The following is a 26,076-nucleotide window of genomic DNA, read 5'->3' on the forward strand; positions in this document are numbered from 1 at the left end:
GCTACATTATCGGATATTACTGCCAACTCAGGCCACATCAGTATAACGGTGGTCTAACTCCCAATGAATCAGAACGATTATATTGGGAAAACTCTAAAACCGTGGCCAATTTTAGTTGACCACTACAGGGTTATATAACTGACTTATAGCTGTAAGCTTTACGGAACCCTCAGCCTAGCTGGGGGTTTTCTCGATACAAAAAAGCGTCCACTAATGAGTGAACGCTCTTATGCAATGGAAATAGTTAGGTTGAGAATTAATTCGTTTTATCTGCAGATTTTTCTGCTCTAATTTGGGATGCAACGATTTTTATGGCTTCTGCGGTACTGATACCTTGAGCCATTAGTTGTTGAATTTTCTCAACAGCTTCTTGCTGTTCTTGGTGAGATAAAGTTGGAATATCATCAAACATTTAAAAAGGCTCCGGTTGATTAGGAGCCTGACTATAGAGATCGAGCTAATAACTAGCAAGGAAATTTATGTAAGCTCCCATCGCATTATCGTTTGTATAGCTAGCTCCAATGTCCAGTTGGAAGAGATTGAGAGGTGAGATCCCTACCCCTGCTGTGATTGTTCCATCAACATTATCGTATGCTAAGTTCTTCTTATATCCTGCTCTTAATTTTAACTGACGCATTATATCGATTTCACCACCTACTCGAATCATCTGTGTATTGTCATTAAAATTAGTGTAGCGCTCTTCTTCATTAAGATCATAATCCACGCTTAATGTGGCATAGTCTGCAACAATGCCTACGCCTACTGTATAAAGTGGCCTCATTTGGTATGCGTAGCCAATATTGATGTCTCGTGTTTTACCGAATTGGCTCTTAAGACTCTTAGTGTAAGATTGAGTTTGAATGTCTCTCTTGACTAAATTGGTTGCGGAAAATCCAACTCTTAAAGGCCCATAAAACCACAATGCGCCGGCATCAAGGTTGAACATGGTTTCACCTTGGCCATTATCTCGTGCATCTTTGATATCGTAATCGGTTACGCTTGCTGAATATACATAGGTGTAGATGCGTTGAAGTTTAGGTGTTACACCAAAGGCAATATGTTGGCCTAAAAATGTTTGGTACTTGGCTAGCGAGAAACCCACTTCTGTTACCCCAACGGAAACAGCGTTCACTGCGCTGAGCTCTGCGTTTTCGACAGTTTGTAGCTCAGGAGTTAATGACGCAGTATTTTCGCCGCTATAAATATCAGGAGTGACAAATGTTTCGGTATAGGCTTTGGCGAATAAATTAGCCGCTATAAATTGGTTAGGAATGGCAAAGGCGACAACACCGCCAATTTCGGCTTTTAGTTTATCATTTTGTAAATTATCTAAACTTTTCTGCAGCTGTTCAGTATTTGTGTAATCTTTTTTTTCTATGAAGCTTGAAATGCTGTCTAAATCATCGACCATGTGGTCTTCATCATTATAAGAAATCCCGAAACTGGGAACGATCATACCTAGGTCATCGTTACGACGATAAATAGCCACAAGTGCAGGGTTATAAAATGGAGCAGTGAGAAAGTTCGCAGATACAACCCCTACACCACCCATCGCATCCCCTCGCGCCTCTATTGCATAATTGGCTGCGAAGCTGAAAGAGGGTGTAAGTACGACTGCAAGTGGGAGTATTTTAATGAAATTTTTCATAATGTTATAAACGTGTCGTTTCCTTTGTGTCTATAACGGCACATTGTCTATTATCTTTAATTATTCATCTACTGAAACATCGTAGGTTTTACTGATTACTTGAGATTGCTCAATGATAATCGGCCCTTGCCAACGTTGTTGAGTCATTGATACCGCTAGTACATAACGGTCTGCAGCTAAATTAGTGATTTCAAGTTCATTAGGATACTCAGACTCGTAGCGTTGACTCCATATTTCAGAGTATTTTCCATCGATATAATCATACAGCGATACATTGAGTTCAGGTAAAGGACAATATGGATTAAGTAGCGCTTTTTTTTCAATTTGCCATTGATCTTTTGAAGCCCAACGTACAATTTGCTTTGCTTTGGGTTCACCAAGCACAATCCATGCGCTCCAAGATTGCTGATCTTTGGCTGTTATATCAAGACGGTATAAACCCATTGTAACTTTACTATTGAGATTATAACGCTTTAAGTAATGTGCCTTTCCAGTGACGCTGTCACTCGAAGTGGTCGTTAACAAGCTATCGGTTGATAAACTTTTATCAACCCACTGCGCCAGCCTGATATCAGCAAGTGGTTTTTCAGCGTCCACTTCTATATCAACATGAAATGCATCTCTTCCTGGGCTCTGGATCTCTTGCCTATTAATGGTGATTGATTTAAGCCATTCAGGGAGTGGTTTTTTGTCTAAACTTTTACCGCAATCAACGGTTAATGATTGTAATAATAATTCATTGAGATGGCTCTGAATGTTTTTGTTATGTTCAAGCTGCCACACTTCGACAAGTGAGTTAAACATTGCTTCTAAATTATTATTTAAAAGATTCTGATGCGCTTGGGTAAGCGGTGTGATTTGATCAAACCACTCAACATTTTGTGCTTTGGTAGGAATAGTCACAAATGCTATGCCTACCAATAGTAAACGAGATTTCTGCATCACGCTTTCATCTTGTATCCAACACCGCGTAAGGTTTCAATCTCTAAGCCTGGAAGTTTTTGGCGCAATTGCAACACGTGGGTATCTACGGTTCTTGTCGTTGGAAAGTGGTTATAACCCCATACATGATCAAGCAATTCGTCACGCGTAAACACTCTCCCGAGATTGCTTGCTAAAAATAAGAGTAAGTCAAATTCAGTACGCGTTAAGGTAATTGAATCTTCTTTAAAAAAAACTTCTCTTGTGGCTTTATCAATAACAAGATTGGGTGTAACCACTTTCGTGTCATCCTGCCCTTCTGATTCTGGTGAACGAAGTTGGGCTCGAATTCGTGCAAATAATTCAGCCTCGGCAAAAGGCTTGGTTAAGTAATCATTTGCCCCCGCGTCCAATCCGGCCACTTTGTCTTTGACCGTAACAAGTGCGGTTAAAAGAATTACTGGCAACTCTTTTATTTTACGCCATTCTGGCAAATGCTGAACAGAATCGCCATCGGGTAATTGGCGATCGAGGATGACTAAGTCTGCACTGTCCCAATGCTGTTTAACATCTGCAATAGTTTCTGCATGTAAACAGTCATACCCTGCTTGTTCAAGGCTTACTAATAAGCCATCGGCAAGGTTTTTATCATCTTCAACGAGAAGCAATGTCTGTTTCACAGGGGATCTCCAATATAAATGTGGTTGGCGGTCCTGCGAGTGTCATCTTACCACCCATCCGACCTACCATTGATTCTACAATAGTCAAACCTAAACCTAAGCCACTTTTGCTGACAAAAGGTTTACGTAAATTTCTCCAATCTCGATGATTTAACAGACCTTGATCTGTAACTTTGATCGTGATTGAATTTTGTTTAGTTGTTACCTCTAACGTAACTGGAGCAACACCGTATTTTACTGCGTTTCTAATTAAGTTATCGATGCATGTCCCAAGCCAATAAACATTCAGTTTAGCTGCAATATCTTTGTTTATAACAAGATCTATGCTTTCACGAAACTCTTCTTCCACTTTGTATTGTAACCATTCTTCAACGGAAGGTACCCAGTCTGTTGCAAGCGGCCTGCTCTCTGACTGTAAATAATCCTTACTGGCTTCGGCCAGTTGCCGTAAACGTCTGGAATCTTCGCATAGCCGTCTAAACTCATCGTAAACAGTTGATGGTAACCTTTCAAATTCGCGCCTAAATCCTTCAACGGTTAGCGATAGACTTGCAATGGGTGTTCTGAGCTCGTGAGTAAGAATCTGCAGCACCAACATACGACTTTTCATTTCCTGTCGTTTTGAATTCCAACGATAAAGGGACCAGCCTAATACAAGTATTATGTTAGCTAGGACAAGAATTACCATACTTATCCGTAACACGTTGGAATGATCTTCAACATTCCAACAAATGTTGCCTCTTTGAATAAAACAGGTCGAATTTTCCGAGGCAATGCTATAGCTGAGTCCTGCTTTACTCGCGTTGTCTAACCATACGTCTTCGTTAAAAACGTAATACATATCCCCTTTTCTCAGCCAAAGATCGCTGTTCTCTACAAACATGGTTGCACCTGATATGAGTGCTAAGATCGTATCTTCATTCATGTTTTGGATGCGGCCAAGCAAAGAATCCACACTTGCTTTGGTGCGCTCTCGTATGTGCATATATTGTTGCAACTCTACAAATTTCTCAGGGTATTTTTTCACATAACGAGCCGCATATGTCCCACCTCCTGGGTGAATCAAAGCGCTTCTCGCAAACCATTTCGACGGTAATTGAGATCCTTTACAGATAGCTCTCGTGAAGACTAATGGCTCTGTTATGAGTGGGCTCAGCGGCAACTTACCTGTACAGCTTTGAGATAATTTGTATAACAACTGTAGATCTTTTAAAGGGTATTCAGCCGTTTGCGGTAACATTGATTCGGGAGTCAATAAGCGAGTTGGATAATCAACCTGCAAAGTACGGATATCATAACTTACATCAGCGGTACTATAATCAAAAAGCGACGCAAAAAGGTCGATGCGTTCTGGCAACGAATCGGCATAGGTTTGAATAGGTATTAAAACTAAAATAGCCCAAAAGTAGGTCTTAATCGCTTTAAACAAGTTTTATTTTCATTAATGGTTTAGATTAAAAACTATATAACATTATTAACTAATAATACATTGCACGTGTTATATCCATGTCAATAATGATTGCTCAAAAACAGAAGAAGCCAGCATTTTGCTGGCTTCTTCATTATCCTAATCGTAGATGCTATAACGCTTTTGAGATGGCGTCTACACTCTCTTTTGCATCACCAAAAAGCATATAGGTATTATCTTTAAAGAAAAGAGGGTTTTGTACACCTGCGTAGCCAGTATTCATTGAACGCTTGAATACAATGACATTTTGCGCTTTCCATACTTCCAACACTGGCATTCCGGCGATCGGACTGTTCGGATCTTCTAATGCTGCTGGGTTTACTGTGTCATTTGCACCGATCACCAAAACCGTATCCGTTTCAGTAAAATCATCGTTTATTTCGTCCATTTCTAACACAATGTCATAAGGCACTTTTGCTTCAGCAAGCAGTACGTTCATATGGCCAGGCAAACGTCCCGCTACTGGGTGAATACCAAAGCGAACTTTAATGCCTTGTGCACGTAACTTCTCCGTGATTTCGTGAACAGGATACTGTGCTTGAGCTACTGCCATGCCATACCCTGGAGTGATGATCACTGACTTAGAGTTTTTCAGCATTTCGGCTACTTCTTCAGCGTTTATTTCACGGTGTTCACCGTACTCAACGTCTGCGCTGATAGCCACATCTTGACCAAAGCCCCCGGCAATCACACTAACAAAAGAGCGGTTCATCGCTTTACACATAATGTAAGAAAGAATGGCACCTGAAGAACCAACCAGTGCTCCGGTTACGATCAGCAAATCATTCGCTAACATAAAGCCAGCCGCTGCCGCTGCCCAACCTGAATAGGAGTTAAGCATCGATACCACAACGGGCATGTCTGCACCACCAATCGAAGCCACCAAATGGTAGCCAAACGCGAACGCTATCAGAGTCATAATAATCAATGCAAACATGCTGCCACCATTATTAACAAAGTAAATCATTAATAATGTGGAGACAACAATGGCCGCGAGGTTGAGCTTATGCTTATGAGGGAGATTGAGCGACGACGACGAAATGATTCCACGCAGTTTACCAAAGGCGACGATAGATCCTGTAAAGGTGACGGCACCAATAAATACCCCAATGAACACTTCAACCAAATGAATCACGTGTTCAGCGTGATCGAGTACAATTGGCGCATCGATATAGCTGTTATAACCCACTAATACCGCAGCCATGCCCACAAAACTGTGGAGAATAGCCACAAGTTCGGGCATTTCGGTCATTTCTACTTTTTTAGCATAATGAATACCGATACCGCCCCCAATTACCATCGCCAGCAATACCCAAGCTAAGCCCTGCGCATCTGGACGAAAAATAGTGGCGATGAGTGCAATAGCCATACCCGCTATACCATAGTAGTTACCAGCTCTTGCTGATTCCTGCTTTGATAATCCAGCAAGGCTCATGATGAAGAAGATAGCAGCAATAATATATGCGGCTTGTACTAATCCTGCAGACATATATTACTCCCTTAGTCTTTACGGAACATTTCAAGCATACGTTTGGTGACTGTAAAACCACCAAAGATGTTAATGCTTGCAATTAAAACAGCGATAAACGCGAGGAAAGTGACCACACCACTCCCTTGACCTATCTGCAATAAAGCTCCGACCACAATAATGCCGGAAATTGCATTGGTAACGGACATCAAAGGAGTATGTAAAGCATGAGTAACATTCCAAACGACGTAGTAACCCACAACACACGCTAAAACAAAAACGGTGAAATGGCTTAAGAAAGCCGCAGGTGCGACCGATGCGATCCAAGCAAAAGCGCCAACGGCAGCAACTAAGCCAGTAATTTTTTTCGTCGCAGAAACGGGTTCTTGTTTTTTGGGTTCAGGTCTAGTTGGTGCGGTCTTGACTTGCGGTTGAGCAGAGACTTGGATCGGTGGTGCTGGCCACGTTATTTCGCCTTCTTTCACGACCGTCACACCACGTAAAACAACGTCTTCAAAGTCAATATTGATGGACCCATTTTTTTCCTTGCATAACAATTTCAGCAAGTTAACGATGTTTGTTGAATATAATTGAGAGGATTGTGTTGGTAAGCGGCCAACCATATCAGTATAACCGACCACTTTCACACCATTGGCGGTTGTAATCACCTGATCGGCAACCGTGTATTCACAGTTCCCCCCGTTTGCAGCTGCAAGATCGACGATCACGCTACCAGCGCTCATACTGTCGACCATCTCTTTGGTGATCAGCTTAGGGGCTGGACGTCCAGGGATCAAAGCCGTCGTGATAATGATGTCGACATCTTTAGCTTGCGCTGCATACAGTTCAGCGGCCTTTTTATTAAAGTCGTCAGACATCTCTTTGGCGTAACCATCGCCTGAACCAGCCGTTTCTTGGAAATCGACTTCCAAAAACTCTGCACCCATTGATTGAACTTGTTCTTTTACTTCTGGGCGAACATCAAAAGCTCGTACAATTGCCCCCAAACTTCCTGCGGCACCGATAGCAGCGAGGCCAGCAACGCCAGCTCCAGCAACCAGTACTTTTGCCGGCGGGACTTTGCCCGCTGCGGTAATTTGCCCTGTAAAGAAGCGGCCAAATTCATGTGCAGCTTCAACAACAGCGCGGTAGCCAGCAATGTTAGCCATTGATGACAAAGCGTCTAAAGCTTGTGCTCTGGATATTCTCGGCACTGAGTCCATCGCCAGCACGTTGATTTTTTTACTTGATAACTGTTCCATCAATTCTGGGTTTTGTGCAGGCCAGATAAAACTGATTAGGCTTGCCCCTTCTTTGATCAAAGCAACCTCATCAATCGATTGTTTTTCATCAACAATCGGCGCATTGACCTTCAAGATAATGTCTGAATTCCAAACATCTTGTGTCGAAACAATCGTGGCACCAGCCGCCTCAAAAGCCGCATCATCAAAACTGGCTAAAACCCCAGCTTGAGTTTCAATGGAGACGTCGAAGCCTAGTTTGATTAATTGCGCTACCGAACTCGGTGAAGCTGCAACCCGTGTTTCACCCGTAAGGGTCTCTTTTGGTACACCAATTTGCATAGTTATTCCTTGACTATTGGCACAATGATTATTCTGTTTTTATCTAACCACCAGCATAACTGCAAGCAGTTTGTAATAAAAATACAAAATGCTATTACATATAAGGTTAAGTAATGAGTGATTGTCATAGGTGAAAGACAAAAACACAACGACATCCAAACAAAGCAGAGGTCGAACCACTTATCACAAAGCTCTATAAAAACAGGATATTAGCCATGTATTTTACTCAATGAATAAGGGTATCGACTAATGAGGATATTCATTATGATTTTTATCAAGTTGGACGATGTTAGGAAAAGATTTTCTCGCCCATCTGATCGATGAGCATTTTTGCTTTTTTAAGCATAAGCTCATCAGCGTCGCTTTTACTAGCTACGACATCGGAGCGGATAAAACGGTGAGTACATATTTCACCATTAACATCTTTACTAATTTTACCAGCGACACGATATTGCCCTGATTCAGACATTGCATCTTGGTAAATTAAAAAACCTTTATATTCAATGGGATCTAAAAGCTTCATTTTTGAGTCATTGCCTGACCCTTGATTAAATAAACGAGAAAAAAATCCCACAAGAACTCCTTTAAGACTTGTTTGTTTCAATAATCGGCTTCTCGAACCACTCTAGTTCTAAGTTATCGTCAAAGCGCAATTGGCCTAGAATGATAGGAATATCATCTTCTCTGTGTCTACGTCGATCATTAACGATCATGCTTTCCGCCGATTCAACGGCAACTTGTGCATTCTCTTTAAGTATGACCAATTTTTCTTCAGGTAGCGCAGAGAGAAAATCTATGTCGTATCGAATATAGATCGGTCTCAATTGAGCAAGGGATAAGCAAGCAAGATCGGCAAGCTGCTCATTATCATAGTGATTTACATACTTATCTTCAGCCAATACGCGTCCGACAAGTGTTTCCATGTAATTATGTACATCAACACTGATTTGCATCCTTACACTCCTTCCTCTTCGTACTAATCAAAATATTTAGATAGAACTTAGCAGTAACAACTTAGCGTACCTTGGTGATTTTATACAACTTTTAGATGCGTTGTCGTCTAAACTTTGTTCAAGTGCTCGCTTTCATTTAGTAAGTCTAGCAAAAAGCTTGGCAATCTATTAAATAAAAGTATGCTATGGGCCTTATTATCAATTTTAATTTTAAATGCCACAAAGGTCATATTTGTATTATTAATGCCGACAAGTTTTGTATCATCTCATTGGTTTCGATTCTTATTCCCAATAGGGTTGCTAATAGCCATTATGTTGGGGATGGAAAACGTCATTCTGATCACTAGCGCCAATATTGGCTTCGCTAGTAACCTGCCTTATATTCTTTTCACGGTAGCAATCGCATTAGGACACATTTTTAAGCAAGGGCGTTTGGCTATGATCTCGACAGCGATGATGGTGGCCTACGCAATCATCCAGTGGCGCTTACAGATGCCCCTTTCTACGGGAACAACCTTGCTAGAGCTTTCGTTATTAAGTTTGTTATTACCCGTTTTGTGTTTAGTACCTTATGCATTAGGAAGTAATGCTACTGTATTGAGTAAAACTTATGGCTTATACATCGCTATTTTGCTGCTGTTAATGTTTTGGGCCGTTGTTACTTTGATGTACGTCAGTGATGGCGGATTTGAGAATTTTAGCCAGGTTTTGTTAGTAACTATACCGAAAATATCGAAATTGCCATTTTTGTTGGTGATGTACCTCTTGGCATTAATTGGGGTCTCCGCAATATTTGTGCTCACGCGAAACCAGATCTTAGACACCAGCATTTACGCCAGTATTTTACTCTCCTCCGTCACCTTTATTTTTTTCCACGTGAGTTATATCTCAAGCACACTTTTCTCTCTAGCCGGGGTTTTATTGATCTTATATCTAATTTCGGCGGGCCATAAAATGGCGTTTATTGATCGCTTAACGGGTATCCCAGGTCGCCACGCCTTAGATCTTGACATCAAATACTTAGGCAAAAAATATGCGATAGCGATGCTAGATATAGACCATTTTAAGCAGTTCAATGATCGCTATGGTCATGACACTGGTGATGATGTGCTTAAGTTGATTGCTAGCCGTTTATTGCTGACTCAAGGAAACGCACGTGTTTATCGCTACGGTGGTGAAGAGTTTACCATCCTATTTAAAGGAAAAAATGCACAGCAAGCTGCAATCTACTTAGATTTGCTTCGCAAAGATATTGAACAGTACCAAATGGTCATTAGGAACGCAGAAGACAGACCAAAAGACGATAAGCTCGGTTCCAAGAAGCGTGAGCAGAAAACACCATCAAATCTTGTCTCTATTACGGTTAGTATTGGCGTTGCTGATAGCTACGCCTCAGAAAAACCTGAAGCAGTGTTAAAAATTGCGGATCAAGCGCTCTATAAAGCTAAACAAAATGGCAGAAATAGAGTTGAAGTATGAACAGTTACCTTGATTTAATGCATCACATTTTGGTATAGAAATCGCAAAATTTGATATTCAACAAAGCGTACATCACATTCACAGAAACTTCATTAGATTGTGCAAAATACTTTGGTTAAGTTATTCATGTTGCAACTGTTTCGCAACGTCAAAACAACATAGCAAGAGTAAGATTATGAGTGAAAAAGTAAACGGAATTGTAAAGTGGTTCAACCAAGATAAAGGTTTTGGCTTTATTACCCCAGATAATGGCAGCAAAGATGTATTTGTACATTTTTCCGCTATTACAGGTGAAGGGCGCCGCAACTTAGTCGATGGACAAAAGGTGAGTTTTGTAATCACTGATGGTCAAAAAGGGCCACAAGCAGAGAGCGTCAGTCCCGTTTAAATTTTTAAAAAGAACGACTCTAATCCACTCTTTCTAGGGTGGATTTTTTGTTTCTAGTAGACTGGATAAATACGAGAATATGGAGCGGGCAGCGGGAATCGAACCCGCATCATCAGCTTGGAAGGCTGAGGTAATAGCCATTATACGATGCCCGCGCACCGAATTGACGCTGTCACTATGCCACAGTTAGCAAAAAAGAAAACCCATTTTTTATCAAAACCCGTTCAAGCGAACAGTAAATAAACAAAGTAAATTCAATTGGTTGAGATTTGTGTGCTTTTGGTTATTTTTAACTCAATTGAATATCTACTCTTGCGTTTAAATTTTGAACTTTTCCATTTCTTGATTGAGTACAGTGACATTATCTTTTACTTGCGCTGACGTTTGGTTTGAGATTTGGCTAATACTTGCCACACTTTCCACCGAATTGACAACTTCTTGCATGAATTGAGTCATTTGGTGTGTTGATTGTTGTTGCAGATCGGCCGCCGAGGATAACTGGTGCATTTCCTTATCTAACGCCGTTATTTTTCCTTGTACGTCCATCATTTTGTTGAAGGCGTGGATGGTCTGCGCCGCACCTTCATTGGCAAGGTTCTGACTCATGTTAATTTCATTGACCACAGCCGCAGTCGCTGACTGTATGGCGTTTATAATAGTGTTAATTTCTGTGGTTGATTGAGTGGTTCGAGTCGCCAGCAGCCTAACTTCATCCGCTACCACAGCAAAGCCTCGTCCATATTCTCCGGCTCTTGCGGCCTCAATCGCCGCATTTAAGGCCAGAAGGTTAGTTTGTTCCGCTAATCCCTCTATTACTTCGGTCACACGCCCAATCGATTCGCTTTCTCGACTAAGATCGAGCACCAATTGCGTTGCCTTTTGTATGGTTTGATCAAGCTTATCAATACTTTTTCTATTTTGTTCTAGCGCCGAGGCTCCCTCTTTGAGCTCATTTTGTGATAACAAAAGAGATTGCGTAGATTGTTCAGCTTTTTCTGCGGTCGCCATAGAATACTGCGCCACATCGCTCAAACGTACTGTAACCTGCTCAATACTTGCTCGCTGCTGCTGTACTTGCTGCCGAGTGTTTGAGTTATAGTTCAGAAGCTCATCCATGTTTTGACTGACCTGTTGCGCTTTGGTACTGACTCCCTGAACGATCGTTCGCAGTGAGTTGTTCATATTGTTTATCGCGGCGGTAAGCTGAGATAGCTCGTCGCTACCTTCACACAAAAGTGCTGGTTGAGAGACATCTCCTGCCGCAATGATTTCGGCTCTCTTTCCGATTCGACTCACTCTGCGGCCGATATTCTTACCTAAGTAATTGGAAAGCAAAACAGCAACTGAAACAGTCACGGCAATCATGATAAATAACACGTTAATCACATTACTAATGCTACGACTCATCCTTTCGCCACTTTGCTCTGCTTTTGATTGTTGAGTGGCGATAACATCTTCAAGACGGCTAGTCATTTTATCTACGGCAGGCATAAGTTGTGTGGCCATTTTTTGGTTGACGCCGTTCCATTGCTCCGATTGGCGTATTGCAATCACCTGCTGTGCGAGTGGGAAATAAAGCTGCTGCATCTCATTAAATAATGACCACAGACTCTGTTCATCATCCGATAGCAAAGAGGACTTTTCCACAATTTCAGCAACAGATTGGTTGTGAGAGTTAATCAGGTCTTGATATTTTTCGAGATGTTCAGGCTTCGCATACAGTAAGAAATCTCGCAACGATGCCAGTGCATTAGCTAACGAATTATAGCTGTCAGCATACAATTTAAAGAGACGTTTCCGCTCCCCTCCTTCTTTGTTAGTCGACTCGTCGTTAATCAGCCCTTGTAACTGGTCAAGGGCAACTTCTGCTATGGGGGCGGCCTCGTTAATGAATAATGTGTGGGCAGGTAAATTATCCTCACTTTGGCTCAGTAATACGATGCCTTGGATATGCGCTTTGATTGCAGCCCATTCGCTTATGATCGCGGTGTATTGCTCATTGAGAATCAGCGTTTCTAACACCGGTACCGTTTTATCCATCTGTCCAATGATAGTTTCAAGTTTTGTCAGTTGCGTTGCACCCACTGCACTTTGAGAACCCACCAATAAATAGGCGCGTAATGTTGAAATAACCTCTTGCATCGACTGCTGAATATTTCGGCTAGTATTCACGGTTGGCAGATCCGTTTGTAGCAATGAATTGGTGTGAGTTTCGACTTGCGTAATACTGCGATAGGTAAAAAAGGTCGAAATGATAAGAAGCACCACCAGCAATAAAAAACTTAATTGCAACTTCCCTGATATCGAGAGTTTCATCCTTTGACTCCTCAAAATTTTCTTCGTTTAACTATAGCGGGTTCAATGGGTTTATTAAATGCGTATAGCCAATGCGAGTCTACCGTATACTCGTCTTATAACCCTAAATTGAGCATTGTGCGTTCAGTTGTGGCGTTTATTCCACTCGGGCGATTTATCATCCCTAATGCGCTATTTTCATCGTTTTGTGGTGCATTTTGTTAATCTTTGCTTTAATTGGGACAAATATTCCTAAATTTCTCATGTTATGTCTTTTCATCGACTTATTATTCTTAGCACCGTGTTTTTTTCAGGATGTGCAATGTATGCGGGCTTGAACTATGACCAACTGTTTGGTGAAGCAAGCGTTCAGTCAAGACAATCGCCAGTAGATTCAAAAGAAGCCTCTTTCTTTTTAAATGATGTTAAACCCATCATCGATCAGCGCTGCGTGGTCTGTCACGCCTGTTATGATGCGCCCTGCCAGCTAAAAATGTCTTCAGTTGAAGGGATTGATCGTGGAGCCAGTAAAGCGTTGGTTTATCATGGTACGCGCCTGACGGCGTCGGCTCCTACCCGTTTGTTTGAAGATGCACAATACACAGAGCAGTGGCGAGATTTTGGTTTTCATCCTGTGCTGAACGAGAGATCTCAAACGCCAACCGCGAATCTAGAAGCAGGATTAGTCGCGAAATTATTAATGCAAAAAGAGGAACATCCGTTACCAGAACAAGATCAGCTAAAAGGTTTTGATTTTTCGATAGATCGCGAACAAGTTTGTCCAACAATTGAAGAGTACGGACAGTACAAACAAGATCACCCAACGTGGGGAATGCCTTATGGCATGCCAAATCTTAGCCCTCTTGAATACAATACGCTACTCACGTGGCTCAGAGATGGCGCAATCATGAATGGCCATATTCCGCTCACTTCTGATCAGGAGAAATCGGTTGCGCAATACGAAAACTTTTTAAATAAAGATACAGCAAAGAATCAGTTAATGGCTCGTTATATCTACGAGCATCTTTTTCTTTCTCACCTTTATTTTTCTGAACTTGCTGGTCAGCCTAGATTTTTCACTTTGATACGTTCGACAACGCCCCCGGGCGAGCCTGTTAACCGAATTGCGACAAGGCGTCCTTACGATAATCCTGGTGTAGAACGCGTCTACTACCGTTTGATCCCTGAGCAAGGCAGTATCGTAGATAAAACTCATTTACCCTATGCGTTGAATAAAAAACGTCTTGATGATTGGCAGGCATGGTTCATTCAACCTAATTATCAAGTCTCGGTTTTGCCTAGCTATGATATTGAAGTTGCCGCCAATCCGATGACGGCATTTGATGCCCTTCCGGTTAAAGCACGCTTTCGATTTATGTTAGACAATGCTCAAAACACCATCATGGCTTTCATCAAAGGGCCAGTGTGTCGTGGTCAGCTAGCCCTGAATGTTATTAACGACCATTTTTGGGTGTTCTTTCTAGACCCAGAGAAAGCTGATTTACCCGAAGTGAATCAATTTTATCGCTCGCAAACCGCGAATCTAAAACTGCCAAGCGAGTTGGAAAGTAACACGTTGCCTATTACTCATTGGGTCCGTTATGCGCATCAGCAAGCACGTTATTTGAAGGCAAAGTCTGAATTTACTAATCAGTGGTTCAAAAATGGCGAGAACTTAACCACGGATGTACTGTGGATGGGTGATGGCTATAACCCGAATGCGGCACTGACTATTTTTAGGCATTTCGATAGTGCATCGGTAGTGCAAGGTTTAGTGGGAGAAAAACCCAAAACAGCATGGGTGTTAGACTATGCCCTACTAGAAAGAATCCATTATTTACTGGTGGCGGGTTTTGATGTTTACGGCAATTTCGGCCACCAGCTCATTACTCGCATGTTTATGGATTTTCTGCGTCTTGAAGGTGAAAGTAATTTTGTCTCTCTGCTGCCTAAAGAGATAAGGCACCAAGAGCAGTCAAGTTGGTATCAAAATCAAAGCACTCAACTTAGTGACTTTTTGCAACGTAACGTTGCCCCTTTTGATCAACCGACCAGTATTGTTTACCACACGCAAGATCCAAAATCTGAGTTGTTTGATCTTTTGAAGTCTGAGCTTCAACCTGTGTTATCAAATCGTTATTCGATAATTGACACTGGTTTTTCAAAGCGCAGTGAACAGATGTTAAATAGCATTAATAAGATCAAAGGCGAAGGGTTGCTGGCTGTGCCACAAATTATGATGTTGATGATCACGGCTGAAAACGGAGAGGATCAACTGTTTACTTTGTTACACAATAACGCCCATCTCAATATTTCAAGTCTATTTGATGAACAAAGCAACCGTGACCCAGCGAATGATGATTTGACTCTAGTGAGAGGTGTCATTGGCAGTTACCCTTCTGCTTATTTGTCACTGCATGAACACGAGATCGCAGAATTGGTGATGCTATTGAGTAAAATGCAAAATGAGCAGGACTACGTTAAGTTGCTCGATAGGTTCGCCATTCGCCGCAGTTCTTCGAAGTTTTGGCCGTTCAGCGATAAAGTTCATGCATGGTATCGAAAAAATCAACCTGTCGAATCTGGTTTACTTGACTACAATAGATTTGAAAACAGATAAAAGTCACCTTTAATGGGTGAGATGAGAGGTGCCAAATGACCATACGCGACAGCATTGAAGCACTAGAACAACAAATTTATGTAGCCTGTTCTGAAGGTGACTATGAGACAGTCAATCAGTTAGAACATCAGTTGGAAGTGTTACTGTATAAGGCACAACACCCTTTTGATGATGATCCTAATGGGTTAAATAGCGGTTCGACGACAAATGACGAATGGCGCTGAATAAAAGACGGGAGCCATATCGCTCCCGTCTATTTATCAGATCATTAAAAAACAGAAAATTAGAAAAAATCTATTGAGTTACGGCCACTTTCAGCATCTTTGCTTTTAGGTGCATCGGAGTTCTCTTTCTTTGTGGTCGTCGGCTTATTTCTAGCCGGTTTGGTTTTTGACGCCTTTTGCTTCGGCTTAGGCATATTTGTTGCTGTCACTACCGACGTCACATCAGTTTCAGGTACTTCAGTCACGGGTTGATCACACAATACAACGTAGTACTCCTGGTTAAATTCAAGAAAATCCCCATTGTACATTTTACGTCGTTTTCGAGTTTCAAGTTCTCCATTGACTGCCACGTAACCATCGCTAATCAGGAATTTTGCTTGCCCGCCACCATCCACTAGGTTAGCAATCTTTAGCACCTTATAAAGCTCAATAGGTTGCGATGAAACTTCAATACCAATCGCCTCTATTTCAATTTCTTCGTTTTCTAATGTGTCTTTATCGTTAATCATTACGTTTTTCTTATCACGAATTTTCACGCAGTGTAATGCTAAATGCACAAATTAGGAACCACAGTTAAATACTTCAACTGAACTGATAAGCCCACCGTTTTGTCATACACACATCACTCAGGTTACCTTGTCACCATTTTCTGAATGCGTTCCGCTCGCTGTTCATCGCTTTCTTGACTTGGTGGTGGCACGGTAAGCCCCTTAATCACTGCAGGGCGTTGCGCGATTTCCGCCAACCAACGTTGTAGGTGCTCGAGCCCGTCAATATTAATGCCACTCCATTCGTAAATTCTCACCCATGGCCATGTTGCGATATCGGCGATGGTGTATTCATCACCCGCAAGATAACGGTGATGCTCTAATTGGCTATCCATGACTTCAAATAGACGTCGCCCTTCTTTTTGGTAACGATCAATGGCAGGTTGTATTTTTTCTGGAAAGTAACGAAAGAAGACATTAGCTTGTCCCATCATCGGCCCTACGCCTCCCATTTGAAACATTAACCATTGGATCACTTGAGAGCGGGCTTTCGGATCTACGGGCAGAAATTTTCCCGTTTTTTCTGCCAAGTAAAGCAAAATTGCCCCAGATTCAAATACTGGAAAATCATCGTTATCTTTATCTACAATTGCGGGAATACGTCCATTCGGATTGATGGCCGTAAACTCAGGCTCTTTTTGCTGATTGGTTGAAAGATCAAAAGCGTTGACCTTGTATGGCAACCCCATTTCTTCTAATGCAATGGAGATTTTCTGACCATTCGGCGTTACGGCGGTATACAGTTCAATCATTCTTAGGCTCCTCGGTGAAATGATGGACGTTGCTCAACGGATTTAAGCAAATAGCAAAATTGCCACTTTGTGTATCAACAAGGATATATAAGCAGTAATCTCTTTAGACGTAAACTCTCATGTACGATAAACTAAACATAACCATAATTTTATAACGAATTCTCTATGATAAAAGTGACAGTGTCTCGCTTAATAAAAGGCCACGACTTAAAGCAATCCATTGCCGCGTTGATAAAGCAAGAGAACATACAAGCGGGTAACATCGCTTCTTGTGTCGGGTGCCTATCTGAAGTGCGCATCCGCCTCGCTGATGGCTCTTCAGAGCTACACCTTGTTGATGCATTTGAAATTGTCTCTTTGATAGGCACGCTAACCGCATCTCATCAACACTTGCACATTGCGGTTGCAGATAAAACAGGCAAAGTGATCGGTGGTCATCTTTTAGATGGTTGTCTTGTCAATACTACCGCAGAGCTGATTTTACATTCCTATCCTGACTTAGTGTTTGAGCGAGAATTTGATAATCAAACGGGCTACAGTGAGCTGGTGGCACCTTGTTAAAATCCCTTTAATAATAAAAGTGAATGTGCATATACTAGTCTGCATTCTGTAAAATGTGGTGAAGCGTGTTTTTTATTCACCCATTTCTCCCCAATAACGATAGGCAATTCGACGTTGAGCAATTTCCGTCTGTGAGCTATCTCTCACATCTGTTCTTTTTGTAATAACTCTGTATAATTCGCCGCCTATTTAACCATTGTTTATGTTCTGTTGATTTGGCGTCTGCACATCACTGATTCGCTAAACTGAATACCTAGGAAAACTCTCTTGATCTCTACCGCAAATATCACCATGCAATTTGGCGCTGAGCCTTTATTTGAAAACATTTCTGCAAAATTCGGTAACGGCAATCGCTACGGTTTGATTGGCGCTAACGGCTGTGGTAAATCGACGTTCATGAAGATCTTGAGTGGCGCGTTAACTCCCAGCTCAGGCAACGTCTCCATTACACCAGGGCTAAAATTGGGTGTGCTGAGCCAAGATCAGTTTGCGTTCGAACAATACACGGTAATTGATGCCGTGATTATGGGTGACCGTAAACTATGGGAGATCAAGCAAGAGCGTGACCGCATTTATTCATTAGCCGAGATGAGCGAAGCCGACGGCATGAAAGTCGCCGAGCTTGAGAGCGAATACGCTGAAATGGATGGTTACACCGCCGAAAGTCGCGCGGGTGATATTTTGTTAAAAGCGGGAATTGAGGAATCGTTTCATTTTGGCTTGATGCAACAAGTGGCTCCTGGTTGGAAACTGCGCGTTTTGTTGGCGCAAGCCTTGTTTGCTAACCCAGATATTTTGCTGCTCGATGAGCCAACCAACAACTTAGACATCCACACCATTGGTTGGTTGGCTGAAGAACTTAATCAGCGTAAATGCACCATGATTATTATTTCCCATGACCGTCACTTTTTGAACTCAGTGTGTACCCATATGGCTGATATTGATTACGGTGAACTGCGTATTTATCCGGGTAATTATGAGTATTTTCTTGAAGCGTCAAGCTTGATTCGAGAGCAGTTACTCTCTGGCAACGCGAAAAAAGCGGCCGAGATCAACGAACTGCAAGACTTCGTTAACCGCTTTGGTGCCAATGCTTCAAAAGCAAAACAGGCTAGCTCACGCGCAAAAAAAATGGACAAGATCAAGCTTGATGAAGTGAAATCCTCAAGCCGCATCAGTCCTTCGATTGATTTTGGTGAAGGAAAGAAACTGCATCGTCTTGCACTTGAACTACAAAATCTCGGCCACGCTTTTGACGATGAACAGCTCTTCAACGGTGGTAATCTGCTGCTTGAGGCGGGCTCACGTTTGGCGGTAATTGGTGAAAACGGCGTCGGTAAAACAACCTTTCTACGCTGCTTAGTCAAAGAGCTTCAGGCCAACCAAGGTGTGGTGAAGTGGTCTGAGAATGCCTCAATTGGCTATTGCCCTCAAGACAGTACTGTCGATTTTGATAACGATCTGACTATCTTTGATTGGATCTCGCAGTGGCGCACCGTAAAACATGATGATTTGATGGTGCGTGCCATTCTTGGCCGACTACTCTTTACAGCCGATGATGTGAATAAGAAAGCAAGAAACTGCTCGGGTGGTGAGAAGAACCGTCTGCTATTTGGCAAACTAATGATGCAAGATATCAACGTGCTGATCATGGACGAGCCAACCAACCACATGGATATGGAAGCGATTGAGGCGCTCAATAACGCGCTAAAGTCCTACACGGGGACACTGATTTTTGTTAGCCACGATCGCGAGTTTGTCTCTTCGCTGGCCACTTCGATCATTGATGTGAAAAACAAACAGTTGGTCTACTTCCAAGGAACGTACGATGAATACTTGGCTCATCAACAGAAGTTGTTAGCTGCGGCGTAATCAAACCAACGTCATAATTCTTGATACTTGTTGCCGCCAGAAATGACGGCAACAACGGATAATTTAGATTCTGCTGTTTACTCTTAGCTTATTTTATCGACCACAAGCCGCCTACTTGTAACTCCAAGTTGTTTGGGTATCACTGTAATTTGTTATAACTCTGGTTTAACCCAAACATTGCTAAAATCAAACCAGCCTAACGCGTTGCATTTCGCGTTTTGTAATGCACCACATTGATCTTTGCTTATCCCTAACCAACAGTGGAACATCGGGATAACTTGCTGTTTTTCTATCAAAGATTTGCCAATCTCTTTGGCCGGAAATATGGCATTTGGATCGGCGCGCCATTCATCCACTAACTGGCACCAATACGAAAAATCTTCAGCGCGGCTTAAATGCTCGATATCACTGTAATCAAGTAACCATCCTGCTAACGCATCTTCTCTATGGTTGGCAATTCCCATCGGTTTGACCCAAACATCGACAGCATCGGTGTCTTCAACCGTCAAATCATATTTAACAAGCTCCACCGAAATCCCATCTTCTTTTAACAGCTGTTGTATTGTTTTCACTAAGCTTGGAAACATGGGGTGCTGAGCATGATATGCAATGGTGATCAAACGCTCGCCCGGCGGTGTAGCGGCAACATCTCCCGATGACTGATGATACCAGCCCGGTTTCAGGCCATAAGCAGGTAACACCCCCAACTCGACCACTTTGTCTTCTGGTAATTGACGAAATAGGTTGAGAGTACTGAGCTTATTGGTAAGGTAGCTAGCCCAATTGACATCTGCGGCGACGCCATTTTTTCGATTGAGTAACAAGTAAGTACAGCCGGGATCAAGATCCACGTCTTCTGTAAATGAACCTCGCTTTGTTTTTATCGGATGCGATAAGCTAGGAAAAACCATCGAAGAATGTACTTCGTCAATCACCCACACTTCGACCCGGTCTAACAAAGGCCTAAATCCAAAATATCCATCAAACGCTTGCAAAACTAAGCGTTTTTCATCATTTAAAATGACTTTGTAAGGGCCAGTACCAATCGGCATTAAATCAAAATTATCACTACGATTGGACTCTGGTAGTAAAATCTTGGCACATGACTCAGATAAAAGAAGCGGTAAGCGACTATCCGCTTTTTGTAAAAAGATATCGATAACCCAATTGGAGGGCGAGCTGATCCTATCAAGATGAGAGAATAAATTCAGAAATCGCAATTCCCACAAACTTTGGATAACACCGTCGGTGGTAAGCAAATCACCATTGTGGAAACGAACCCCTGGGCGAAGATAAAAACGCCAATGTGTTGCTGTCACCGATTCCCATGTATGTGCGAGATCTGGCTGCAGCTGTTCATACTCATCTAGCCGCGTTAATCCACTAAAAATTTGCATTACGATATGTTGCTCAGATCGACGCATGGATTTTAGCGGGTTTAGCATTGAAAGCGGGCGATAATAAGGCAACCGTATGACTTGCAGACCTTCTTGATGCTGAACACCAAGATAGCTTTGGATCACTTGCGTCAGTTTCGCAGCATCTTGATCCAGTACCGAAAATGCATGGCCAATTTTACCTTCATCTAAGTATCGACGCGCAAGGTTTTCACTGACATCACTGCGACTACGTTTAAAAATGAGATCGGATAATTTTCCACGCCCCGCCGCAGGACGCCATTCTATCCAGCCTTCATCCTCCATTTTATTTAGAACAATACGCGCATTACGGCGTGTGCAGAAAAGGATCTCGGTGATCTCTTCTAGCTGGACACCAACATCTTGGCCGTTAAAGTGCTCAAATAAGGATTCAAATTGAACGCGAAGTCGTGGGCTACTCATAAAGAGGAAATCTCAGTTTATAAAAAACAGAGATAGTTTCCTCATTTTATATTGGTTATGCAATAGTCTTAATCACTGTTTAAAGAATATTACAGCCGAGTTGTTGAGAAAGTTGCTGAATTTGCTCTTCGCTGTCTAACTTAATCGACCATTTACTTTCTGAGCAATTTACAGAGATGACATTCGCCCCTCTCCCAATGAGCTGAACAGCATCGGCTTGGGCTTGTAGCGTGATGGCCAGATCACCCAATACTCGTACCACTAATTCATGGGGTGTTACGATGATTTTTCCACCTGAAAATTCAATCACCATTTTATAAATCAACCTTGATAGCTTGAGAACGGTTACGAATTTTTTGTACTGCGACCGTCAAACGGCTGGTGCACACCAAACGTTCGCGCTCATCAGTGATATTGATTTGCCATACTTGCGTTGAAATACCAAGATGGATAGGTGTCGCTGTTCCTATAACTATCCCCTCTCGCATGGCGCGAACATGATTAGCATTAATGTCTAACCCTACACAATAGTGTTCTTGATCCACACTGAAATTCGCGGCAACTGAACCTAGGGTTTCCGCAAGTACCACCGAGGCGCCACCATGCAGCATACCAAGCGGCTGATGGGTAAAGTGACAAACAGGCATGGTCGCAGACAAAGAGTGATCAGTATAATCGGTATAAATAATATTGAGATGCTCTATCAAGGTGTTTTTGGAGGTGGCGTTTAACGTTATTAAATCGATAGGCTTCTTCCAAATATCCATGCTTTTTTGTCTCATTCATCGTAAAAGAGATTCATTCTATACTTAAACAGTAGCAACTTGCAGCGAGTAATCAGTCAGTTCCAGCGATTGAGATCCTGCCAACTACACATTTTCGAGACAGATCCGATCGCTCATAAATATTAACTGCAGTGTTGTCATTAGCAGTTTATCGGCGCTAGGAAGCCTCTTCATACAAAGATGTCATTTAAGCGCTTAAAGATGAGCACAAAAAGTGCTCTGATACATGGCTTACAAGTGCCAACGTACCGACTCAAGTACCTAAAATGCGTAATGGCAGTTGTAGCAGCTCATCCCCTGCCGTTGCAAAACCCCAAATAATAGCGATAAGCGCAGCCACTAAACTGACATACCAAAGTGAAGCTACAATTTGTCCATATCGATTCAGAGGTAGCAAATGACTTTGATGACGCTGCTTCCATTCCATTACAATTTCAATGCTGCCCATAATCAATAAAAAGCCGAACAGGGTTAATCCAAGCCAATAGCTCAAAATGACACCAGCGATCGCCGCAAGAGCACACAACGCAATCCCCAAAGTGCTGTTCATAGAAAAGCTGATGCTTTTTAACACGTGACCACCATCAAGCGGCAATATAGGCAATAGATTGAAGAGATTGAGAAAGGCATTAAAAACAGCAAGGCCGGCAAAAAATATCTCTCCTGTGATCCAGTACACGACAACCAGCACAACCGAGAGCAGCAAACCAAAAAATGGCCCCATAATTGAGATCACTACATCTTGCCAACGTGTATTGATTTTTTCATCACTTAATGCCAAGCCACCAAGAAATGGAATGAGATAAATGCCTTTAGTCTTCATACCAAAATACTTCATCGCTTTGATATGGCCAAATTCATGGAACACCAAACAGGCAATAAGCGCCATAGCAAACTGGAAGGAAAATAACCACGAATAAGCTGCAATACTTGCTGACGCCAGAACAACTTTAATCAGCTTGGCACTTTTCAGTGCTTTCATGCCAAGCGAGACTAGACCAATAAGGCTAAAACGTCGCTCCGGCTTTGGCGGGCTATATGGTGTTTGTTTTTCAATGTCTTTTTCTGAACGCTCACCTTGCGTGACAATGTCACCATTAACTAATGCTTGATAACTCAGTTTAAAAGGTTGCCAACTCAGCTCGACATTTAGTTCACATTGGATCGGCGTTTCACCACTTAACAACTGAAATCTATGGGTCGTTGTCGCCTCGATATTCCCTGTCGCATCGCATTGCGCGACCAGTTGATTATCCCAATAGAGTTGCTGCCAGCCTGACATTGAACCTTCGAGACGAAGTGATTTTCCTAAAAATGGAGCGGAAAGGATTTCCACAGTGATACCTACATACAAACATAAAAACGGCGTTCATTATGCCTTTGAGCAATAACAGCGTAAAGCACGATGCCCATTTTCTTACTATTGAAGATGACTTAGTTCAATTCCCTCACGAATACCAAGCTTTTTGCCATCTCCCCTTTTAATTCCAGTCGTAACGTGGATAATACGCGCTTACATATTTTTACAAGGTGGGTACTATGTCTACTGAAGCAACTTTACTTGAACGCAGCCAATCAAAATGTGAGCTTTGTTCATCAGAATCTCCATTAGCTCCATTTGTGGTAGCGCCACACACTATGGTTACTGTTGACCATGCCGTTATGTTGTGTGATGTCTGCAAAGGCCAAATTGAGAACCCAGAAACAGTAGATGTGAACCATTGGCGTTGTTTGAACGACAGCATGTGGAGCCAAGAACAACCCGTTCAAGTTCTGGCGTGGCGTCAACTTAAGCGCCTTGCGGCCACTGAGGGTTGGGCTCAAGACCTACTTGATATGATGTATCTTGAAGAAGAAGCTGCAAAATGGGCTGAAATTGGTATGGATGATGATGCAGAAAAGCCTCGTGATGTGAATGGCGTAGAACTGAAAAAAGGCGACGACGTAACCATCATTAAAGATCTCCCTATCAAAGGCTCAAGCCAAGTCATTAAACAGGGTACTGTGGTTCGCGGTATCAGTTTAAGCGACGATCCTAAGTTGATCTCTGGTAAAGCTAATGGCCAATCTATGTATATCATTGCTGAATACTGTCGCAAAAAATAATAGCCATTGACGAATAAAACAAAGGCGCAACTTAGTTTGCGCCTTTGTTTTTCGGAAACCGTTGTTTTCATGAGCAGTGAAACTAGTAAATTTTAAATACAAAAAAGCCGACTATTTAATCCGTCGGCTTTTACATCTCTACACATTGAATTAACGGTATAAACCGATATCTTTCTGCATGTGACCAGACAAATTATTCGCGTAGTAGCTGCGAGGTTCGCTGTGGTCGACAAACAGAATATCAACTAAATGTGCAATCAATCCTTTGAAGTTAACCGCGTAGGTTTTTTTATCCATAGAGGTAGGTGCTGTAATCGTACCCATATTCATTGCTTGTGCCATGATAGCCTCTCTGTTAATTCGGTAACTTACTTTGTTGAAATGAATTCTAGGTGATATTTTTTTGGTTAAAAAATGACAAATTTTCCACATTCAAATTAGTTATTCTAATGAAACAACCCCATAACAATGCATGCCTTTATTATCCACGATAATCGACTACTTATTCACATTAAGTTTGATTTGGTGAATTTAAATCGCAATGAAAAACAAAAACACCGGTTATTTACAAAATTTTCACATTAATATTTTTATCGTCGGTTAGATAAAGGATAAATAAAAGAGAGAGGTAAGTATTGTCAAACACTTACCTCCGTTTACTTATATTATGACTTATGAGTAGCAGGTAATGGACTTCTCTGCTTATAGACAGAAGCCAACACCGCAATAATCATAGTGACTAACAGTACACCCAGTGAGACTGGTGTCGGAATTTCCCACGCAGAACCGACTAGCATCATCTTAATACCAATGAAGATCATGATGAAGGAAAGCGCTGGTTTTAGATAAATAAACTTATCCATCATCCCTTGCAACACAAAGTACAAAGACCGCAAACCAAGTAACGCAAACACGTTCGCTGCTAACACTAAAAAGGGTTCGCGGGTCACGGCAAAAATAGCCGGAATTGAATCTAATGCGAACATGACATCCATAAAAGCAATCACGCCAATCACAATCATCATTGGAGTCACAAACCATTGCTTATTGCGGCTCACAACCAAAGCATTCCCTTCGTAATGATCCGTCACATTGAACCAACGTCGAATCAGTTTCTCCGGCATTGGGTTTAGCTGTTCATCGCCTTTCTCACGCGCAAGTTGAATACCGGTCCACATAAGAAATAATGCAAACACATAAAGTAACCAATGATATTGTTCAAGCAGCTGCGCACCAATCACAATCATCACCGCTCGTAAACACAAAGCGCCGATCACTCCCCACAATAGAGCCCGCGGGCGTAAATGCTCTGGGACGGCGTATTGATGAAAAATAATCGCAAAGACGAATAAGTTATCAACACTTAACGATTTTTCTAACAAGTAACCAGTAATAAACGAGATCGTCGCCTTTTCGGCACTGTATGAACTGGTTGGTGCGTAACTATCCCAAAAAAAATAGATACTCGCGGCGAATGCAAACGCCAGCATAAACCAAATCACGCTCCAAACGGCCGCTTTAGTGATCGTGACTTTACCACCACGGGTTTGCCAAATATCGATAACAACAAGAAATAGAGCCAGAATTGCAAAGCTGAGATAGGTTGTTGGGGTCATATATCCTCCAAAGGCGGAAGGATAAGATGGGATTAACCGATCGAAACCTTCCGCAAACAAAAACCGCTGTTCATAATGAACAGAGCTGAATGCGTTGGTCTCGTCGAAATAAGCATTCCGTTTTTAACAGAAGGCTATTTATACTTACCGGATAAGCATGCGCTTAACGAGCTGACGATAAGTAAACAAAGGCGACTACTCCCCAATCAGCGCGGATTTTATGCCTATTGGATGCAAAGGTCCATAGCCGTGATCAAAAAAAGGAGCC

25 protein-coding genes and 1 tRNA gene are annotated in these 26,076 nt (G+C 42.1%); 7 read left to right on the forward strand and 19 right to left on the reverse strand.

Translation table 11 applies throughout. The annotated features are described in order from the left end of the window. Positions 1–256: 256 nt before the first annotated feature. The 9 genes from AACQ79_RS13100 to AACQ79_RS13140 all read right to left on the reverse strand — a co-directional run bounded on the left by AACQ79_RS13100 (position 257) and on the right by AACQ79_RS13140 (position 8,721). Entirely contained in the window at positions 257–412 is a 156-nt protein-coding gene (locus AACQ79_RS13100) for a YoaH family protein (RefSeq protein ID WP_013867794.1), read from the reverse strand. Positions 413–457: 45 nt separating this feature from the next. Next, positions 458–1,648 carry a conjugal transfer protein TraF gene (locus AACQ79_RS13105; protein WP_094163305.1) on the reverse strand — a complete coding sequence of 397 codons (1,191 nt, stop codon included), beginning with the start codon at positions 1,646–1,648 and terminating at the stop codon, positions 458–460. Between the two features lie 60 nt (positions 1,649–1,708). Beyond that, entirely contained in the window at positions 1,709–2,593 is an 885-nt protein-coding gene (locus AACQ79_RS13110; protein WP_094183049.1) for a DUF2861 family protein, read from the reverse strand. Beyond that, positions 2,590–3,249, reverse strand: a complete 660-nt coding sequence (vxrB, locus tag AACQ79_RS13115) for a response regulator transcription factor VxrB (protein ID WP_013867797.1) — start codon at positions 3,247–3,249, stop codon at positions 2,590–2,592. Before vxrB ends, AACQ79_RS13110 begins: the two co-directional genes overlap by 4 nt. Continuing rightward, entirely contained in the window at positions 3,224–4,678 is a 1,455-nt protein-coding gene (vxrA, locus tag AACQ79_RS13120; protein WP_096036987.1) for a sensor histidine kinase VxrA, read from the reverse strand. The genes vxrB and vxrA overlap by 26 nt, the downstream gene beginning before the upstream one ends. Before the next feature lie 151 nt (positions 4,679–4,829). Then, the gene (gene pntB / locus AACQ79_RS13125; protein WP_017046914.1) at positions 4,830–6,206 is read right to left on the reverse strand and encodes a Re/Si-specific NAD(P)(+) transhydrogenase subunit beta; all 1,377 of its coding nucleotides are present in this window, start codon (positions 6,204–6,206) and stop codon (positions 4,830–4,832) included. Between the two features lie 11 nt (positions 6,207–6,217). Further along, the gene (locus AACQ79_RS13130; protein ID WP_088733374.1) at positions 6,218–7,768 is read right to left on the reverse strand and encodes a Re/Si-specific NAD(P)(+) transhydrogenase subunit alpha; all 1,551 of its coding nucleotides are present in this window, start codon (positions 7,766–7,768) and stop codon (positions 6,218–6,220) included. Positions 7,769–8,057: 289 nt separating this feature from the next. After that, positions 8,058–8,342 carry an HlyU family transcriptional regulator gene (locus tag AACQ79_RS13135; protein WP_026027783.1) on the reverse strand — a complete coding sequence of 95 codons (285 nt, stop codon included), beginning with the start codon at positions 8,340–8,342 and terminating at the stop codon, positions 8,058–8,060. A gap of 10 nt (positions 8,343–8,352) precedes the next feature. After that, entirely contained in the window at positions 8,353–8,721 is a 369-nt protein-coding gene (locus AACQ79_RS13140) for a late competence development ComFB family protein (RefSeq protein ID WP_013867802.1), read from the reverse strand. A gap of 114 nt (positions 8,722–8,835) precedes the next feature. Here AACQ79_RS13140 and AACQ79_RS13145 point away from each other — a divergent pair, with 114 nt between their 5' ends. Next, positions 8,836–10,200 (forward strand): GGDEF domain-containing protein, encoded by a 1,365-nt coding sequence (locus AACQ79_RS13145; RefSeq protein WP_013867803.1) that lies wholly within the window; start codon positions 8,836–8,838, stop codon positions 10,198–10,200. A gap of 175 nt (positions 10,201–10,375) precedes the next feature. Further along, on the forward strand, positions 10,376–10,588 hold the full coding sequence (locus tag AACQ79_RS13150) for a cold-shock protein (RefSeq protein WP_013867804.1): 213 nt from the start codon (positions 10,376–10,378) through the stop codon (positions 10,586–10,588). A gap of 80 nt (positions 10,589–10,668) precedes the next feature. Here the strand turns inward: AACQ79_RS13150 and AACQ79_RS13155 are convergent. Next, positions 10,669–10,743: transfer RNA gene (locus tag AACQ79_RS13155), tRNA-Gly, on the reverse strand. A 163-nt stretch (positions 10,744–10,906) separates the two neighbouring features. After that, the gene (locus AACQ79_RS13160) at positions 10,907–12,904 is read right to left on the reverse strand and encodes a methyl-accepting chemotaxis protein (protein ID WP_249339200.1); all 1,998 of its coding nucleotides are present in this window, start codon (positions 12,902–12,904) and stop codon (positions 10,907–10,909) included. A 247-nt stretch (positions 12,905–13,151) separates the two neighbouring features. Between AACQ79_RS13160 and AACQ79_RS13165 the strand changes: the two genes are divergently transcribed. Then, on the forward strand, positions 13,152–15,503 hold the full coding sequence (locus AACQ79_RS13165; RefSeq protein ID WP_170899200.1) for a fatty acid cis/trans isomerase: 2,352 nt from the start codon (positions 13,152–13,154) through the stop codon (positions 15,501–15,503). Between the two features lie 35 nt (positions 15,504–15,538). Next, positions 15,539–15,727 (forward strand): hypothetical protein, encoded by a 189-nt coding sequence (locus AACQ79_RS13170; protein WP_013867807.1) that lies wholly within the window; start codon positions 15,539–15,541, stop codon positions 15,725–15,727. A gap of 59 nt (positions 15,728–15,786) precedes the next feature. On the opposite strand, the gene AACQ79_RS13175 is transcribed toward AACQ79_RS13170, so the two are convergent. Both AACQ79_RS13175 and AACQ79_RS13180 read right to left on the reverse strand, forming a co-directional pair. Beyond that, positions 15,787–16,236: an RNA-binding S4 domain-containing protein gene (locus tag AACQ79_RS13175; RefSeq protein ID WP_212756386.1), complete on the reverse strand. Its 450-nt coding sequence runs from the start codon at positions 16,234–16,236 to the stop codon at positions 15,787–15,789. A gap of 122 nt (positions 16,237–16,358) precedes the next feature. Further along, a complete protein-coding gene (locus tag AACQ79_RS13180; RefSeq protein WP_170899201.1) occupies positions 16,359–17,027 on the reverse strand; it encodes a glutathione S-transferase family protein in 669 nt (222 codons plus the stop codon). Positions 17,028–17,192: 165 nt separating this feature from the next. Between AACQ79_RS13180 and AACQ79_RS13185 the strand changes: the two genes are divergently transcribed. Beyond that, positions 17,193–17,588: a PPC domain-containing DNA-binding protein gene (locus tag AACQ79_RS13185; protein WP_017042825.1), complete on the forward strand. Its 396-nt coding sequence runs from the start codon at positions 17,193–17,195 to the stop codon at positions 17,586–17,588. 267 nt (positions 17,589–17,855) lie between these two features. Beyond that, entirely contained in the window at positions 17,856–19,460 is a 1,605-nt protein-coding gene (locus AACQ79_RS13190) for an ABC-F family ATPase (RefSeq protein ID WP_013867813.1), read from the forward strand. Positions 19,461–19,612: 152 nt separating this feature from the next. Here AACQ79_RS13190 and AACQ79_RS13195 read toward each other — a convergent pair whose 3' ends face one another. From AACQ79_RS13195 to AACQ79_RS13210, 4 genes are all read right to left on the reverse strand, one after another. After that, positions 19,613–21,301, reverse strand: a complete 1,689-nt coding sequence (locus tag AACQ79_RS13195) for an SgrR family transcriptional regulator (RefSeq protein WP_047691139.1) — start codon at positions 21,299–21,301, stop codon at positions 19,613–19,615. A 79-nt stretch (positions 21,302–21,380) separates the two neighbouring features. Further along, a complete protein-coding gene (locus tag AACQ79_RS13200) occupies positions 21,381–21,614 on the reverse strand; it encodes a DUF3389 domain-containing protein (protein WP_164996829.1) in 234 nt (77 codons plus the stop codon). Between the two features lies 1 nt (position 21,615). Then, the gene (locus AACQ79_RS13205; RefSeq protein ID WP_029388466.1) at positions 21,616–22,068 is read right to left on the reverse strand and encodes a hotdog fold thioesterase; all 453 of its coding nucleotides are present in this window, start codon (positions 22,066–22,068) and stop codon (positions 21,616–21,618) included. Positions 22,069–22,339: 271 nt separating this feature from the next. Further along, the gene (locus tag AACQ79_RS13210) at positions 22,340–23,368 is read right to left on the reverse strand and encodes a site-2 protease family protein (protein ID WP_212756391.1); all 1,029 of its coding nucleotides are present in this window, start codon (positions 23,366–23,368) and stop codon (positions 22,340–22,342) included. Between the two features lie 257 nt (positions 23,369–23,625). Here AACQ79_RS13210 and AACQ79_RS13215 point away from each other — a divergent pair, with 257 nt between their 5' ends. Further along, positions 23,626–24,192, forward strand: a complete 567-nt coding sequence (locus AACQ79_RS13215; RefSeq protein WP_026027787.1) for a PhnA domain-containing protein — start codon at positions 23,626–23,628, stop codon at positions 24,190–24,192. A 150-nt stretch (positions 24,193–24,342) separates the two neighbouring features. Here AACQ79_RS13215 and AACQ79_RS13220 read toward each other — a convergent pair whose 3' ends face one another. Together AACQ79_RS13220 and AACQ79_RS13225 are read right to left on the reverse strand one after the other, a co-directional pair. After that, positions 24,343–24,534: a hypothetical protein gene (locus tag AACQ79_RS13220; protein WP_017042819.1), complete on the reverse strand. Its 192-nt coding sequence runs from the start codon at positions 24,532–24,534 to the stop codon at positions 24,343–24,345. Between the two features lie 323 nt (positions 24,535–24,857). Next, positions 24,858–25,808 carry a TerC/Alx family metal homeostasis membrane protein gene (locus AACQ79_RS13225; RefSeq protein ID WP_170899202.1) on the reverse strand — a complete coding sequence of 317 codons (951 nt, stop codon included), beginning with the start codon at positions 25,806–25,808 and terminating at the stop codon, positions 24,858–24,860. Positions 25,809–26,076: the final 268 nt, after the last annotated feature.

The sequence above is a fragment of the Vibrio sp. 3-2(1) genome (genome assembly GCF_963887575.1).
Classification (GTDB): domain Bacteria; phylum Pseudomonadota; class Gammaproteobacteria; order Enterobacterales; family Vibrionaceae; genus Vibrio; species Vibrio anguillarum.